The sequence below is a fragment of the Brevundimonas sp. CURTG3B2_SDJG genome, assembly GCF_057364705.1.
Window position 1 is genome coordinate 1 of record NZ_JBNFOJ010000043.1, and the last position, 14,847, is coordinate 14,847.

Consider the following 14,847-nt stretch of genomic DNA (forward strand, 5'->3'; position numbering starts at 1 on the left):
GTCACGGCGACGAGGGGCCGTCGAGCGAGGGGCGCCGACAGCAGCGGCGACGGCCAGCGACGGATTGAGCAGCGCCAATACCGACCAGCTGACGCCACCGCCACGGCCGCGCTGGCGCCGGCGTCCACAGGCGGGACGCGGGCGGCGGCGCGACGGGGGAAGGGGTGGCGTCCAAGGGCATCGGCGTCCGGAGGATACGACTCGTATCGTCTGAACATGACACGGAATTCATGACAAACGGACAGCGAGGCCGGCGCTCTCGGGTTGTCAAACGTCCTTTACACACCTACCAAGGACGCCAGAACGACGGAGGGCATATGACAGCGGCATTGACGCTAGAGGGCGTGAGCAAGCGGTACGGCGAATTCCAGGCCGTGCGCGACCTCAGCTTCCAGGTCGGGAAGGGCGCGATCTGCGGCTTCCTAGGCCCGAACGGGGCGGGCAAGACCTCCACCATCCGGATGATCCTGGGCCTGCAGCCGGCCACCAGCGGGCGGATCGAGATCCTGGGCGCCGACGACGGGCGCCGGGTGCGCGACCGCATCGGCTTCCTGCCGGAGGAGCGTGGGCTCTACAAGAAGATGACGCCGGTCGACGCCATCGCCTTCTTCGGCTCGCTGAAGGGCCTGCCGATGGGCGAGGGCCGCAAGCGCGCCAAGGAGATGCTGGAGGCCCAAGGGTTGGGCGCGGCCAGCCGCAAGAAGATGAAGGAGCTGTCCAAGGGGATGGCCCAGAAGGTCCAGTTGATCTCGTCGGTGGTGCACCGGCCCGAGTTCGTGATCCTGGACGAGCCGTTCTCGGGCCTGGACCCGGTCAATCAGCAGGGCTTGGAGCAGATGATCCGCGGCCTGGCGGCGGACGGGGCGACGGTGCTGTTCTCGACCCATGTGATGCAGCACGCCGAGCGGCTGTGCGACCGGGTCGTGCTGCTGGCCCGGGGCCGAAAGGCCTTCGAGGGGACGGTCGACGAGGCCAAGGCCACATCCCGTCGTTTCCTGGAGCTGGAAGGGGCCATCGCCTCCGACCAGGCCGCCGGCCTGCCGGGCGTGACCGGGGTCGAGGTGATCTCGGACCATGACGGGGTGCGCGTGCTGAAGGCCGCGCTGGGCCAGGGCGGCCGGGGACAGGACGCATTGAAGGCGGCCTTCCTGGGCGGCCTGGACGTGCGCCGCTTCGAACTGCGCGAACCCAGCCTGCACGACGCCTTCATCGACCTGACCGGGGATCGTCCCGACGTCGACCAGTCCGTGAAGTCCGCCGGCGCGGAGGCCGTCCGATGAACCGCATCCTGCTGATCGCGCGGCGCGAATACGCCGCCTACGCCAAGACCGTCGGCTTCTGGCTGTCGCTGCTGGCGTTTCCGCTATTCGCGGTGCTGGGCGGGGCGGTGCCGGTGCTGATCAAGTCCTCGGAACCCGTGCGCGCCGTCGCCGTGGTCGAGGAAGGCCCCCAGGCGACCGGCCTGGCGGCGGCCATCCAGGACTCCCTGCGCCGAGACGTCGAACGCCGTCGGGAGCGCGAGCGCCAGGCTATGGAACAGGCCGAGAAAACGACCGGGGTCCCGGCATCCGGCGCGTCCAGCGCCGCCAAGGGCGCCTTTGCCTCCCTGTCCGGCCCGCGCCTGCGCATCGTCGACACACCGTCCGAGATCGTCGCGGCGGCGCCCGGCGCGGCGCGGGATACGGCCGTCCGCCGCTGGCTGACCGACGACACGCCCAAGTCCGACCGGCTGGATGCGGTGGTCTTCCTGACCCGCGACGGCGAGGGAAAGCCGTCGGCCCGAGTGTGGACCGCTCGCGCCACCGACGACACGGTCGAGGACTTCGTCCGCGACGCCCTGCGCGCCGCCAATCGCCGCACGGTGTTCGAAGGCGCCGGGATCGACGCCTCGGTGGTCGAGGCCGCCGAGCGGTTCCGCCCCGAGGTGAAGGCCTTCTCGCCGCGCTCGGCGAGCGGGGGCGAGGTCTCGCTGCGCGACAAGCTGCCGGCGATCATCGGCATGGCTGGGGGCTTCCTGCTGTGGTCGCTGATCATCACGGGAGCCTCGATCCTGCTGAACAGCGTCATGGAGGAGAAATCCAACAAGATCCTGGAGGTGCTGCTGTCCTCGGCCTCGCCGACCGAGATCCTCACCGGCAAGGTGCTGGGGGTGGCGATGCTGACCGTCACGGTCCTTCTGGGCTGGGGCGCCATCGGGGCCGCGGGCCTGGTCTCGTTCGCGCCCGAGCAGGCCTCCATGGTCGGCGACATCCTGCTGACCGGCGGCATGCTGGGCTGGTTCGCGGCCTTCATGGTCGGCGGCTACCTGATGTACGCGGTGCTGTTCGCCGCCATCGGCGCCTTCTGTGAGACGCCGCGCGACGCCCAGACCCTGATGGGGCCGATCATGATGGTGCTGATCATTCCGATGATGACCATGTCGATGGCCATGACCAATCCGGACGCGCCGGTGGTGAAGATCCTCTCGTGGGTGCCCTTCTTCACGCCGTTCCTGATGATGGCCCGCCTGCCGGCCGATCCGCCGCTCTACGAGCTGATCGGCGCCATGGCCGGCATGTTCGCCTTCGCGCTGCTGATGGTGTGGCTCTCGGGCCGGGCCTTCCGGGCCGGCGCCCTGTCGGACGTGAAGCTGAGCTGGAAGAGCTTCGGCGCGGCGATCCGGGGCGGGGGGAACTAGGTTCACCTCTCCATCGCCCTCCAAGGCGATGGAGAGGACAGACCGCGTCAGCGGTCAGGTGAGGGCGACGCCAGCGGATGCGATCGGAGCTCTGACGACCCCGGCCAGCGTCGCCCCCGCCTGGCGGCCCTGCGGCCCGCCTGTCCTCTCCGTTCGCTTGAAGGCGAATGGAGAGGTGAAGCCAAAGAAAAGGGCCGCTCCGGCTTCCGGAGCGGCCCTTGATCTGTCAGCCTTGCGGCAAGGGTCTTAGCGACCGCCCGGGGTGCGGGGCTTGGGCGCCGGCAGCAGGCCTTCGCGCTGGGCGCGCTTGCGGGCCAGCTTGCGGGCGCGGCGAACGGCCTCGGCCTTCTGGCGGGCGCGCTTCTCCGAGGGCTTCTCGTAGTGCACGTGGCGCTTCATTTCACGGAAGCTGCCTTCGCGCTGCATCTTCTTCTTCAGGGCCTTCAGGGCCTGATCGACGTTGTTGTCGCGGACGAAAATCTGAACCAGGTGAAACTCTCCTTTGGCCGCCCGCCGCGTCCTGTGAGGGAGACGGGCAGACAAATAAAATTCGTGCTCGCGGACCGGGGCCCGTGAGTGAAGGCGGGCTGATACACGAGCCGACCCCCGCTGTCCAGATCGTCGCGGCAAGATGTGAAGGCTCGAAACGCCCGTCCGACGGGCTTATGCTGAGCTCATGACCGAAGCGCCGCATCTGTCGAACGACGCGCCGAAGGGCGACTGGGCCGACCGGACGGAGCAGGCCGTGCTGGACGCCGCCATCGTCCGCGCGCCCGTGCTGGGCTGGAACGCACGGCTGGTGCGGGCCGCCTGCGAGGCGGAAGGGCTGTCGCTGGGCGACGAGGAGCTGCTGCTGCCCAACGGCGCGCGCGACCTGGCCGCGCTGCTGTCGCGCCGGCACGACGACCGGGGCCATGGCGGCCCTGGCCGGGGTGGAGGCGACGTCGCTGAAGATCCGCGAGCGAATCGCCCGCGCCCTGTCCGCGCGGATGGAGGCGGGGGCGGAAGACCTCGAGGCGACCAGGAAATGCGCCGCCTTCCTGGCCCTGCCCACCAACGCCGACCTGGGACTGAAGCTGGCCTGGGAGACGGCCGACCTGCTGTGGAACTGGGCGGGGGATACCGCCACGGACTGGAACCACTATTCCAAGCGGGCGATCCTGTCGGGCATCCTGATCCCGGCGCTGACGATGCGCTGGTTCGACGGCCGCGAACCGGCCGAGGCCTTCGTGGCGGCGCGCATCGAGAACGTCATGGCCTTCGAGAAGTGGAAGGCCGGCAAGGACTTCGACGCGCCGCTGCGCAAAGTGGCGGATGCGCTGAGCCGGATGCGGTACGGGGCGAAGACGGAGTAGGGGGCACGACCGCCCTTCCTTTCGTCATCCCGGCGAAGGCCGGGACCCAGCGGCGCGCGAGAGCGCGAAGCTGTCACGCACACAGCTCGCTGAACCATCGCCTTCGCTGACGCTGCGGCGCCGCTGGGTCCCGGATCTTCGGCTCGCTCCGCTCGCCTTCGTCCGGGATGACGAAAGGAAGGCTACAGCCCCTTCACCCGGTTCACGTGGGCCATCTTGCGGCCGGGCCGCGCCTCGGCCTTGCCGTAGAGATGCAGGCGCATGTCCGGCTCGCCGGCCAGCTTCGTCCACTGATCGACCTCGTCGCCCAGCAGATTGGTCATCTCGACCTGGAAGTGCGCATCGGTGGGGCCCAGCGGCCAACCGGCGACGGCGCGGATGTGCTGTTCGAACTGGTCGCAGACGCAGCCGTCCTGGGTCCAGTGGCCGGTGTTGTGCACCCGCGGGGCGATCTCGTTGACCAGCAGCGCGCCGCCGCCCAGGTCGAACAGCTCCACCCCCATCACGCCGACGTAGTCCAGGCCTTCGAGGATCGCCTTGGCGATCTCGGTGGCGCGCGTCTGCGTCTTGGCGTCCACGTCCGCCGGCGCCAGGGTGGTCTTCAACACCCCGCCCTTGTGGATGTTCTCGCCCAGCGGATAGACGGCGACCTGGCCGTCGCGGCCCCGGGCGGCGATGACCGACAGCTCGCGGGTGAAGGCGGCCCTGGCCTCAAGGATGGCCGGGCGCTCGCCGATGGCGTTCCAGGCGTCGGCGGCCATCTCCGCAGACTGCACCCAGACCTGGCCCTTGCCGTCGTAGCCGTCGCGACGGTCTTGAGCAGGGCGGGCGCGCCCAGCCGCTCCAGCCCGGCCAACAGGTCGTCCAGGTCGTCGACGGCGGCGAAATCGACGGTGGTCGCGCCCACGCCGTTCAGGAAGGCCTTCTCCTCCACCCGGTCCTGGGCGATCGCCAGGGCCTTGGGACCGGGGGCGACCCAGGCGCCGTCCTGGGCCAGGGCCTGGACGGAGGAGGCGGGGACGTTCTCGAACTCGAAGGTGACGGCCTGGGCGACGCGGCCCAGCACGGTCAGGGCGGCGGCGTCGTCGTAGGCGGCGATCACCTGGCCCTGGGAGACGCGGCCGGCCGGGCTGTTCTCTTCCGGATCCAGGATGACCACGTTGAACCCCAGGCGCGAGGCCGCCTGGCTGAGCATTCGGCCCAACTGGCCGCCGCCCAGGATGCCGATGGTCGAGCCGGGGGGCAGGGGAAGGGCGGAGACGCTCACTCAGTCCTCGACCGTCTCGTGGACGCTCTCGGTCTGGGCCTCGCGGAAGGCGGTCAGCCGTCCGGCCAGCACCGGGTCGTTCAGGGCCAGGATCTGGGCGGCCAGGATGCCGGCGTTCTTGGCCCCCGCCTCGCCGATGGCCAGGGTCGCGACAGGCACGCCGCCTGGCATCTGGACGATCGACAGCAGGCTATCCAGCCCCTTCAGCGCCTTGGACTGCACCGGCACGCCCAGGACGGGCAGATCGGTCATCGAGGCGGCCATGCCCGGCAGGTGCGCCGCGCCGCCGGCGCCGGCGATGATCACCTTGTGGCCCGCCGCGCGGGCGCCCGTGGCGAAGTCGAACAGGCGCTGGGGCGTACGGTGGGCGCTGACGACCTTGGCGGTCCAGGCCACGCCCAGGCGATCCAGGGTGTCGGCCGCGTGCTTCATCGTCGGCCAGTCCGAGCGGCTGCCCATGATGATCGCCACCGGCGGAGTCTCGGTCGCCATGCTTCGCCCTTTCGCGGGAAAGCGGCGCGATACAGGACTCGCGTTGCGCCCGCAACCGAGGGCGTTAGGCTCCGGCATGGCCGGATGTGTTGAGTCGCCGGCCGGGGAGCCTTTTCCGCCCGTGACCGACGCGGCCCTGATCGACCCGTATTCCGAGATCGAGCGCCTGCGCGCCGAGATCGAGCGGCTGCGCCTGCGCGCCGAGGCGGCCGAGGCGGCGGCCGACCACGACGTGCTGACGCCGGCGCTGAACCGCCGCGGCTTCGTCGCGGCGATGAAGAGCGCCATGGCCTTCTGCCAGCGCCATGAGGTGCCGGCGGTGCTGCTGTACCTGGACCTGGACGGCTTCAAGGGCGTCAACGACGCCTTGGGCCACGCCGCGGGCGACGCCGCCCTGGTGCACGTGGCCGAGCTGATGCGGGCGAATCTTCGTGAGTCCGACGCGGTCGGCCGGCTGGGCGGCGACGAATTCGGCCTGCTGATGCTCAACGCCGGCCTGGACGAGGGCCGCGAGAAAGCCCGCCGCCTGGCCGTGGCGCTGGAGAGCGATCCGTTCCAGTGGGAAGGCCGTTCCGCCGGATTGGGCGGCTCGTTCGGCGTCCGCGCCTTCGCCGGCCACACCGACCCCGAGGTCTGGCTGGCCGAGGCGGACGCCGCGATGTGGGTCAGGAAGAAGGGACGGTGAGCGGCGCGAACCTGCCCCACGGATACAGCCTGTCCGTGCGGACGCCGGCGATCGCCGACTATCGCCGCCTGCGCGAGGTCGCCGGCCTGACACCCAAGACGCTGGAGGGGGCGACGGCCGGCCTGCCGAACACCTGGTGCGCCGCGGTGGTCGAACACGGCGGCCGCGCGGTGGCCATGGGGCGGGTGATCGGCGACGGCGGCCTGTTCTTCCAGATCGTCGACATGGCCGTGGAGCCCGCGCATCAGGGCCGAGGCCTGGGCAAGGCGGTGATGGCGGCTCTGATGGCGGAACTGAAGGCGCGGGCGCCGTCCCAGGCCTACGTCAGCCTGATCGCCGACGGCGAGGCGCACCGGCTGTACGAACAATTCGGCTTCGGCCCCACCGCCCCGAAATCCATAGGCATGGCGATGATGCTGCCCTGAGGCCCTAGGCGATGATGTCGGGCAGGATGCGGGCCTCGATCTTCACGATCTCGTCGCGCAGGACCAGCTTCTTGCGCTTCAGCCGCGCGATCATCAGCTGGTCCGGAATGGGCATGTGGCCGAGCGCCTCGATGGAGGCGTCCAGGTCGGCGTGCTCCTGCTGCAGCTCCTTGAGCCGGGCATGCAGCGCCTGCTCTTCCTCGGTGAGAAACGGTTCGTCGTCGTTCATGTCTGGCCCCGGAGGCGCCGCTTATAGCGCGGCCCCGGTCAGGCCGGAAGGCGCTCGGCGAGCAAGGTCAGGGCGACGCGCGGGGTGATCGGCGACCACTGGCGCGCGACGGCGATCAGCGTCGGAAGAACGGGCTGGGGCGCGCCTTCAGGGGCCGTCGACAAGGCCTCCAGCGCCTCCAGCAAATGGCGCTCGGCCGCCAGTTCGACCGCCTTCACCTGGGTGCGGACGGCCTCGCGGGCGGCGTCGTCCATGTCGGGCGTACGGGTCTTCAGGGCGCGGCGGACCTGGCGGAGCGGCGCGATGGTCGTCTCCAGCCAGACGCGGGCGGTGTCGCAGGCGGCCTCGACCGTCTCCTCGTCCGGCGTGCGGCCGGTCCGGGCCGCCCAGGCCGCCCACAGCAGCAGCGGGACGCACTGCCCCTGGGCGTCCTGCAGATCCAGGGCGGCCCCTTGGACGCCGGGCGCGGCCCAGGCTTGGACCGACCAGTCCCAAAGGGTCATTCCACCGCCGGCCCCTTCAGGCCGTCCCACCGCTTCACGGCCGCCCAGTCCAGCCCGAAGACGTCCAGCGCCCGGCCGACCGACTGGTCGATCATCTCCTCAATGGACTTCGGGCGGGCGTAGAAGGCGGGCAGGGGCGGGGCGATCACCGCGCCCATCTCGGCGAGGGCGGTCATGGTCCGCAGGTGGCCCAGATGCAGGGGCGTCTCGCGCACCATCAGAACCAGCGGGCGGCGCTCCTTCAGCGCCACGTCGGCGGCGCGGGTCAGGAGGGTCGTCGTCACCCCGGTGGCGATCTCGCCCATGGTGCGGATCGAGCAGGGCGCGACGATCATCCCCATGGTCCGGAACGAGCCCGACGCGATGGCCGCGCCGACGTCGTTGAGGCGGTGCGTCACATCGGCGCGGGCGGACAGATCGTCCGCGGACAGATCGGTTTCCTGCGACAGGGTCAGCAGGGCCGCCCGGCTGACCACCAGGTGGCTCTCGACGCCGAGTTCGCGCAGCGCGTCCAGCGTCCGCACGCCATAGGCCACGCCCGACGCACCGGAAATCCCCACCACCAGGCGGCGGGGCGGAAGACTTGCGGCTCCGTTCACGTCTTCGGCCAATTGGGGCTCCAGGGTCGGGGTGTCCGGAAGGCCGCCAGCCTCACCGGAAATTGATTCCACAGGCGGTCCGACCGGGCGCTCACTCTAGTGGTCCCTTAGACATGGAGGCGCAAGCCATGACCATTGAAGCTCGTATCCGCGAACTGGGAAATCGTCACCGCACCCTGGACGAGATCATCCAGCGTGAAACGACCCGCCCTTCCGCGGACTCGCTTCGAGTCAGGGAGTTGAAGCAACAGAAGCTTCGGTTGAAGGAAGAAATCACCAGTCTGGAAGCGCGGGCGCACTAGTCCGTCCCTCCCGAAAGACCGAAGGCCCCGGAGAGCGATCTCCGGGGCCTTTTCGTGTTCCTCCCCTTTGGAGAAGGTGGATCGGCGGCGAAGCCGGCGAGACGGAGGGGTGTTGGCCTCGCGCTCGCTGTGACGCCCCTCCACCATGCTTCGCATGGTCCCCCTCCCCCGATGGGGGAGGAACGAGAAGGTCAGTCCCTGCTGCCGAACACCGACTCGGCGGTCGGCTCGGCTTCGCGGCGTTCCCGCTCCTCGGGGACGAATTCGGGCTCGACGGGCTCCTCGGCCGGGGCGTCGGCCGCCTGCAGGGTGGCGCCGCCGCCCTTGCGGGCGTCGTCGCGGGCCTTCTTCTCGGCCGCCTTCTTGACCAGTTCGTCCAGCTGCAGCTGGCCCACCAGGCCCAGGGTCACGGGATCGACCGGCTTGATGTTGGCCGAGTTCCAGTGCGTGCGGTTGCGGACGCTCTCAATGGTCGCCTTGGTGGTGCCCAGGAGCTTGGAGATCTGGGCGTCGGTGACTTCCGGGTGGTTGCGGACGAACCAGGCGATGGCGTCCGGGCGGTCCTGACGGCGCGAGACCGGCGTGTACTTCGGGGCCGGCTTATTTGTCTTCAGCAACTCGGCGTGGCGGCTGACCACGGCCTGCATGCGGTAGTCGGGGTTCGCCTGGGCCTTGTCCAACTCCTCGCGGGTGAGCTGGCCGCCGGTGATGGGGTCGACGCCGCGGATGTCACGGGCCACGTCGCCGTCCGCGATGCCCCGCACTTCCAGCGGGTGCAGGCCGCAGAACGCCGCGATCTGCTCGAACGTCAGGGAGGTGTTGTCGACCAGCCAGACCGCGGTGGCCTTGGGCATCAGAATCTCGGTCATGGGCGTCTTCGCTTCTTGTCTTTGGACCCGCCGAACAACGGGGGTGTCGGGTTCCGGATACGACGGCGCCCGACCTTTCGGCCGGGCGCTGATGATGCCGATATAGGCCTATTCGGCGCAAAATGAAACGATCTCCGACGGTGTTATACAGCCAAGGTTCATATCGGCCGTTGAACACTGCTCTCACAGGCGCGTTATGCGTCGAGCTTGGCACTGGGAGGACACCATGATTATCGAGACCCTTGCGGCGGCGGCGTTGATGTCTGGCGGCGGCCAGGAAATCGGCGCGCGCGCGGCCCCGCGCGGCGACTATCGCGAATCCTGCAGCGGCGCCTACACGAACCGCGGCCGGCTGTACGCCGACTGTCAGGCCCGCAACGGGCAAGTGCGCGAGACGTCGATCGAACTGAACCGCTGTTCCGACTACGAGATCCGCAACGACAACGGGCTGCTGGTGTGCGGGCCATATCGCGGCGACTACGAGGACGGAAACGGCGGCGGCGGGGGTGGCGGCGGGAGCTGGGACCCCACCCGGCCGCCGTCCGGCGACTATCAGCGCAGCTGCGTCAATCCCCAGGTGAGCCGGGGCCGGCTGTCCGCTTCGTGCTCGTCGCGCAACAACCAGTTCCGCCGGTCGTCGATCGAGTTGAGCCGCTGCCGCAACGACGAGATCCGCAACGACAACGGCTTGCTGGTCTGCGGCCCGTGGCGGGGTCAATTCGACGATGAGGGCGGTGGCGGCGGCTGGGATCCCACCCGGCCCCCGTCGGGCGACTACCAGGCCAGCTGCAGCCGGACCGAGGTGCGGCGCGGACGTCTGTACGCGGACTGCCGGACGCGCGGCAACCAGACCCGCCGGTCGTCGATCGAAATGAATCGTTGCCGGAATGACGAGATCCGCAACGACAACGGCCTGCTTGTCTGCGGTTCGTGGCGCGGCCAGTTCGAGGACGAGGGTGGCGACGGGGGCGGCTGGGGCCGCCAGTCGATCACGGTCTATCAGGACTCGAACTATCGCGGCGCCTCCACCCGGTTCGACGGCGAGGTCGCCAACCTGGGCAGCTCCGGCTTCAACGACCAGATCAGCTCGATGCAGGTCCAGGGCGAATGGGAGGCCTGCACGGACGCCTATTTCCGCGGCCGTTGCCAGACCTTCCGCGGCGACGTGCGGAACCTGAGCATCCTGGGGATGAACGACAGCATCTCGTCACTGCGCCCCAGCCGCCGCTGGTGAGTCACCCGGCTTCGGGCCGTTCGCGCCGAAGTTTGAACGCCTAGGTCGTCAGCACGACCTTGCCGACATGGCCGCCCGCCTCGAGCCTGAGGTGGGCGGCTTTGGCGTCCTGAAGGGGGAAGGTCGCCTCGACCGGCGGCCGGACCAGACCCTGGGCGATCCAGGGCCAGGCGACGGCCTCCACCGCCGCGATCAGCCGGGCCTTCTCGTCGGCGGGCCTTGAACGCAGGGTCGAGCCGGTCAGCACGAGCCGTTTCAGCATCAGCCGCATCAGGTCGATGGACGCCAGGGCCCCGGATTGGGTGGCGATCACGACCCAGCGGCCGAAGGGCTTCAGTGCAGCCTGGTTCAGGGCCGCATAGTCCGCCCCGACCATGTCCAACACCACGTCGACGCCGCCGAAGGCGCGATGGCGGCCTCAAGGTCGTCCGTTCGCGCGTCCAGGCTCAGGTCGGCGCCCAGGGCGCGGGCGGCCTCGGCCTTCTCGGGCCGCGCGAGGTGGCGATCACCCGGGCGCCGGCGCCTGGCCATCTGGATGGCGGTGACGCCGATGCCGCTGGCGGCGCCGTGGACCAGCAGGGTTTCGCCGGCCTTCAGCGCGCCGGCCTCGAAGACGTTGGCGAAGACCGTGCAGACCGTCTCGGGCAGGCCGGCGGCCTGGACGAAGTCCAGACCGGCGGGAACGGGCAGGGCGTGGCGGGCGTCGACGACGGCGTAGTCCGCATAGCCTCCGCCGCCCAGCAGGGCGCAGACCCGGTCGCCCGCCTTCCATCGCGTGACGCCCTCGCCGATCTGGTCGATCTCGCCGGCGACTTCCAGGCCCAGAATGTCGGAGGCGCCGGGTGGCGGCGGGTACAGGCCCAGGCGCTGCACCAGGTCGGGACGGTTGACGCCGGCGGCGCGCACCCGGATGCGGATCTGGCCCGGTCCGGCGACGGGATCGGGACGTTCGGCGAGGGTCAGGGCCTCGGCCGGCCCGGCCCCGCCCGCGATCTCGATCACCCGCATGCCGTCGTCCTGTCCTTGCAATCGTCCGTGTCCGGGCGTTCAGATAGGGGGTTGCGTGCCCGATGGCCACGAAGGAGGCGGCGATGTTCGAGGATCTGGAGCCCCGTCCGGCGCGAGGCGCCCCGCTGGCCGCCCTGACCCGCGAGGATCTGGACGGCTATTCGGTCGAGGACCTCAAGGAGCGGATCGCCGCGCTGGAGGCCGAGATCGAGCGCTCGAAGGCCGTCATCGAAGGCAAGTCGTCGCAACGCAACGCCGCGGACGCCTTGTTCAATTTCCGCGGTTGAGGTTTTCCCCCGGCACGGGTCTGGCATGGCCGTTGCACGCGGCCTCGTGACCGCGCGCAACCGTGCCGGTCGTGATACGGATGCGCGCCTCTCATGAGTTTGGTCGAGTTCATGTCCACCGAAGACACCCTTCTGACGCCTTCGGGCCGCAGCCGCGCGGCGGTGGTTGAGGATTTCGCGCGCTCCGAGCTGTTCGACCGCACCTTCCGGGAAGGCATGGAGCTGGTCGAGGACACGGCGGCCTATCTGGACGGGGACGGACGTCGGGAATCCAAGCTGTTGTCGCGCGCCGCGGCCCTGGCCTACGCCGGCGAGAGCATGAAGCTGACCACGCGGCTGATGCAGATCGCCTCCTGGCTGCTGGTCCAGCGGGCCGTGCGGGAGGGGGACATGACCGCGCTGGCGGCCTGCGAGGCGCGCTACCGCCTGGCCGAGCGCAGGCCCGAGCCCGAGCCCACCCACGCCGACCTGCCGATCGCCCTGATCGAATACCTGGTGCGCGCCGAGAAGCTTTACGACCGCGTCCTGCACCTGGACCGGCGCATGTACCTGGACGCGCCCGAGGAAGAGGCGGTCAACCCGGTGCAGAGCCAGCTGGACCGTTTGGCGGCGGCGTTCACGCAGTAGGACTGTTTTGATCCCGCTCATCCGCGCTTTCGCGGGGATGAGCGGAGGTTTGCGCTCTACGGCCCGACGTCGTTGGCGTCGCGGCCGCGGCCGTCGTCCACCGGCTTGGGCAGGCTGACGGCGATGCCCAGCGCCTGGGCCAGCTTGTCGTCGCGGCCGTAGACGTCCTCGCGGAAGGCGACGCGGCCCTGGCCGTCGACGAAGGCGGTCCAGTAGAGCAGGCGCACGCCGATCTCGCGGCCGGTCTGGATGCGCTTGGTCTCGCGCGTGTCCTGGGCCTCGTCGAACTGGGCGAGCAGCGCCGGATCGGGCGACAGCAGCAGGCGGGCGAAGTCGACGGCGTTCTGGACCCGCACGCAGCCGTGGCTGCGCTGGCGCATGGCCAGGTTGAAGGCGGCCTTGGACGGGGTGTCGTGCAGGAAGATGGCGTAGCTGTCGCGTAGCTCGAACTTCACATAGCCCAGCGCCGCGGTCGGACCGGCGCGCTGGATGACCGTGCCGTTCGAGATGTACATGTTCTGGCTGGCCAGATAGCCCGGGCCGCGCGGCAGGATCTCGTTGCGGGCGATCGAGGCCGGCACGTACCAGGGCGGATTGGCCACCACCGAGGCGAACGGCTTCTCCAGGCTGGGCGTCTGGTTGTTCGGCGAGCCGCAGACGACCCGGTTGGAGTGCACCGGCCGGCCGTCCTTCCAGTAGACCATGATGGCGGCGGCGGTGTTGACCTCGATGCGCTCGGGATTGACCTCGCGCTTCAGCCAGCGGCGGCGCTCAAGGTTGAGCGCGATCTGGCGGGCGCGGTCCTCGGCCGAGGCCGAGAGCGAGCGCTGGCTGCCCGTGCCGATGCGGCCGTCGGCGACCAGGCCGTGGCGGGCCTGGAAGCTGCGCACGCCGGCCTGGAGCTCGGGACCGTACACGTTGCCCATGGACGCCGAGGCGCGCGCGTCGGCCGCCGACAGGTCGCCCTCGGCCACCAAGCGCTGGATGAGCACCGGGATGCGCGGGTCCGAGCCGCCGGGCTCGATGTTGGCGCCGACGCGGAAGGCGGGCCAGCCGCCGCCGTCGCGGATCAGGCGGCGGTAGCGGACGTAGCCGGCCGAGAGGTTGGAGTAGCCGATGTCGGTCGGGGCCAGGCCCTCGAACCAGTCCAGCAGCTTGTTCTGGGCCAGGGCGTCGTTCAGGCCCACCGGCAGGTCGACCCGGTTCTTCTGCATCTCCCATAGGTCCTCGACCGTCTCGGGGCGGACGCGGCCCTCGGCCAGGACCCGGGCGTAGCCCATCGCCGCGGCGTGGTGCGCATCTCGCCGCTGTCGCGGTCGGCGTCCAGGGCGGGGAAGTCGAAGAAGTCGCCCTGGGCCAGGCCGTGGCGCTCGGCCCGGCCGGCGGCGGCCTGCAGCAGGCGGCGGCGGTCGGGCGTCCACACCGGCCGCCAGCCGTTCAGCTCGTAGAAGGCCCGGACATCGGGCTGGATCGTGGCTGGCAGGCGGGCCAGCTGGTCATTGAAGGTGTCGTAGAAGGCGACGGCGGCCGGATCCCGGGTCTGCGCCTGTGCGGCGGCCACGCCCACGGCGGACGCCATCGCCGTCACGGCCGCGCCCAGACCCAGTTGCCTTCGATTCATCACGCTCTCTTCGTCCGTCGTTCGCTGCACGGACCCAACGCCCACGCCCCGAAGCCCAACGCAGTCGATGTTATCGGCGTTCCGGAAAACAGAAAGGCGCCGGTCCGGAGACCGACGCCCTTGTGTTCGTCTTGCCGCGGCAGTGTTGCCGCGTTGCAAGGCCTACTTCTTGATGAAGCCGGCGAACTTGTTGTTGAAGCGCGAAACGCGGCCGCCGCGGTCCATCAGCTGCTGGTTGCCGCCGGTCCACGCGGGGTGGGTGGTCGGATCGATGTCCAGGTTCAGCGTGGCGCCTTCCTTCCCGTAGGTCGAACGGGTCTGGTACGAGGTGCCGTCGGTCATCACCACGGTGATGAAGTGGTAGTCGGGGTGCGTGTCCGCCTTCATGGTCGTCGTCCGGTCTCTGCGCGGTGACGATGCCGACCGTCGATGCGCGTGCATTTTGTGTCGCTAACGCTCGGCTCGCGGAGCCTCGCTGCTTAAGCGAATAAGAAAACCCGCCGATGGGGCGGCGGGAATGAGCGGCGGCGTTTACACCGGGGGGCGTTCCGGGGCAAGAGGCGCGGCCATGACCGACGTCGCCGCACCAGCCGATCCCGCCGACATTCGCGGCCGCCCGGGCGCCGGGGGCGCAGCTGAGCGAGCAGCTGGGCGAGGCGGGGGAGCG

At 70.1% G+C, this 14,847-nt stretch carries 17 protein-coding genes and 3 pseudogenes; 9 read left to right on the plus strand and 11 right to left on the minus strand.

The window, feature by feature from the left end; genetic code table 11:
* The first annotated feature begins 317 nt into the window (after positions 1-317).
* Positions 318-1,280, plus strand: coding sequence for an ABC transporter ATP-binding protein (locus tag AC2W7C_RS04515; protein ID WP_486000373.1), 963 nt, complete (start codon positions 318-320; stop codon positions 1,278-1,280).
* Entirely contained in the window at positions 1,277-2,677 is a 1,401-nt protein-coding gene (locus AC2W7C_RS04520) for an ABC transporter permease (RefSeq protein ID WP_486000374.1), read from the plus strand. The genes AC2W7C_RS04515 and AC2W7C_RS04520 overlap by 4 nt, the downstream gene beginning before the upstream one ends.
* Positions 2,678-2,923: 246 nt before the next feature.
* Here AC2W7C_RS04520 and rpsU read toward each other — a convergent pair whose 3' ends face one another.
* Entirely contained in the window at positions 2,924-3,166 is a 243-nt protein-coding gene (gene rpsU / locus AC2W7C_RS04525; protein WP_439473281.1) for a 30S ribosomal protein S21, read from the minus strand.
* A gap of 187 nt (positions 3,167-3,353) precedes the next feature.
* On the opposite strand from rpsU, the pseudogene AC2W7C_RS04530 reads away from it, so the two are divergent.
* A pseudogene (locus AC2W7C_RS04530) lies at positions 3,354-4,032 on the plus strand (COQ9 family protein).
* Between the two features lie 182 nt (positions 4,033-4,214).
* Here the strand turns inward: AC2W7C_RS04530 and AC2W7C_RS04535 are convergent.
* Together AC2W7C_RS04535 and purE are read right to left on the minus strand one after the other, a co-directional pair.
* A pseudogene (locus AC2W7C_RS04535) lies at positions 4,215-5,227 on the minus strand (5-(carboxyamino)imidazole ribonucleotide synthase).
* Positions 5,228-5,299: 72 nt separating this feature from the next.
* Positions 5,300-5,791 (minus strand): 5-(carboxyamino)imidazole ribonucleotide mutase, encoded by a 492-nt coding sequence (gene purE, locus AC2W7C_RS04540; RefSeq protein ID WP_486000375.1) that lies wholly within the window; start codon positions 5,789-5,791, stop codon positions 5,300-5,302.
* Positions 5,792-5,912: 121 nt separating this feature from the next.
* Between purE and AC2W7C_RS04545 the strand changes: the two genes are divergently transcribed.
* The gene (locus AC2W7C_RS04545; RefSeq protein ID WP_486000376.1) at positions 5,913-6,476 is read left to right on the plus strand and encodes a GGDEF domain-containing protein; all 564 of its coding nucleotides are present in this window, start codon (positions 5,913-5,915) and stop codon (positions 6,474-6,476) included.
* A complete protein-coding gene (locus AC2W7C_RS04550) occupies positions 6,473-6,901 on the plus strand; it encodes a GNAT family N-acetyltransferase (protein WP_486000377.1) in 429 nt (142 codons plus the stop codon). Before AC2W7C_RS04545 ends, AC2W7C_RS04550 begins: the two co-directional genes overlap by 4 nt.
* A gap of 4 nt (positions 6,902-6,905) precedes the next feature.
* Here AC2W7C_RS04550 and AC2W7C_RS04555 read toward each other — a convergent pair whose 3' ends face one another.
* Genes AC2W7C_RS04555 through AC2W7C_RS04565 form a run of 3 tightly spaced genes read right to left on the minus strand, consistent with a single transcriptional unit; the run spans position 6,906 to position 8,232 of the window.
* On the minus strand, positions 6,906-7,130 hold the full coding sequence (locus AC2W7C_RS04555; RefSeq protein WP_486000378.1) for a YdcH family protein: 225 nt from the start codon (positions 7,128-7,130) through the stop codon (positions 6,906-6,908).
* 38 nt (positions 7,131-7,168) lie between these two features.
* Positions 7,169-7,633 (minus strand): TIGR02444 family protein, encoded by a 465-nt coding sequence (locus AC2W7C_RS04560; protein WP_486000379.1) that lies wholly within the window; start codon positions 7,631-7,633, stop codon positions 7,169-7,171.
* On the minus strand, positions 7,630-8,232 hold the full coding sequence (locus AC2W7C_RS04565; RefSeq protein ID WP_486000388.1) for a UbiX family flavin prenyltransferase: 603 nt from the start codon (positions 8,230-8,232) through the stop codon (positions 7,630-7,632). The genes AC2W7C_RS04560 and AC2W7C_RS04565 overlap by 4 nt, the downstream gene beginning before the upstream one ends.
* Positions 8,233-8,360: 128 nt before the next feature.
* Between AC2W7C_RS04565 and AC2W7C_RS04570 the strand changes: the two genes are divergently transcribed.
* On the plus strand, positions 8,361-8,534 hold the full coding sequence (locus AC2W7C_RS04570; RefSeq protein WP_486000380.1) for a YdcH family protein: 174 nt from the start codon (positions 8,361-8,363) through the stop codon (positions 8,532-8,534).
* A 191-nt stretch (positions 8,535-8,725) separates the two neighbouring features.
* Here the strand turns inward: AC2W7C_RS04570 and AC2W7C_RS04575 are convergent, their stop codons facing one another.
* On the minus strand, positions 8,726-9,403 hold the full coding sequence (locus tag AC2W7C_RS04575; protein ID WP_486000381.1) for a DUF1013 domain-containing protein: 678 nt from the start codon (positions 9,401-9,403) through the stop codon (positions 8,726-8,728).
* A 226-nt stretch (positions 9,404-9,629) separates the two neighbouring features.
* On the opposite strand from AC2W7C_RS04575, the gene AC2W7C_RS04580 reads away from it, so the two are divergent.
* The gene (locus tag AC2W7C_RS04580; protein WP_486000382.1) at positions 9,630-10,637 is read left to right on the plus strand and encodes a CVNH domain-containing protein; all 1,008 of its coding nucleotides are present in this window, start codon (positions 9,630-9,632) and stop codon (positions 10,635-10,637) included.
* Between the two features lie 40 nt (positions 10,638-10,677).
* On the opposite strand, the pseudogene AC2W7C_RS04585 reads toward AC2W7C_RS04580, so the two are convergent.
* Positions 10,678-11,645 (minus strand): annotated as a pseudogene (locus AC2W7C_RS04585) (NAD(P)H-quinone oxidoreductase).
* A 62-nt stretch (positions 11,646-11,707) separates the two neighbouring features.
* Here AC2W7C_RS04585 and AC2W7C_RS04590 point away from each other — a divergent pair.
* Together AC2W7C_RS04590 and rcdA are read left to right on the plus strand one after the other, a co-directional pair.
* Positions 11,708-11,932, plus strand: a complete 225-nt coding sequence (locus AC2W7C_RS04590) for a DUF1192 domain-containing protein (RefSeq protein WP_486000383.1) — start codon at positions 11,708-11,710, stop codon at positions 11,930-11,932.
* 111 nt (positions 11,933-12,043) lie between these two features.
* Positions 12,044-12,559 (plus strand): protease adaptor protein RcdA, encoded by a 516-nt coding sequence (rcdA, locus tag AC2W7C_RS04595; RefSeq protein WP_486000384.1) that lies wholly within the window; start codon positions 12,044-12,046, stop codon positions 12,557-12,559.
* 56 nt (positions 12,560-12,615) lie between these two features.
* Here rcdA and AC2W7C_RS04600 read toward each other — a convergent pair whose 3' ends face one another.
* The 3 genes from AC2W7C_RS04600 to rpmE form a co-directional block, all read right to left on the minus strand.
* Positions 12,616-13,839 carry a L,D-transpeptidase family protein gene (locus tag AC2W7C_RS04600; RefSeq protein WP_486000385.1) on the minus strand — a complete coding sequence of 408 codons (1,224 nt, stop codon included), beginning with the start codon at positions 13,837-13,839 and terminating at the stop codon, positions 12,616-12,618.
* Entirely contained in the window at positions 13,737-14,180 is a 444-nt protein-coding gene (locus tag AC2W7C_RS04605; RefSeq protein ID WP_486000386.1) for a hypothetical protein, read from the minus strand. Before AC2W7C_RS04605 ends, AC2W7C_RS04600 begins: the two co-directional genes overlap by 103 nt.
* Before the next feature lie 162 nt (positions 14,181-14,342).
* Complete coding sequence (rpmE, locus tag AC2W7C_RS04610; protein WP_486000387.1) at positions 14,343-14,567, minus strand: 50S ribosomal protein L31; 225 nt, start codon at positions 14,565-14,567, stop codon at positions 14,343-14,345.
* Between the last annotated feature and the right edge of the window lie 280 nt (positions 14,568-14,847).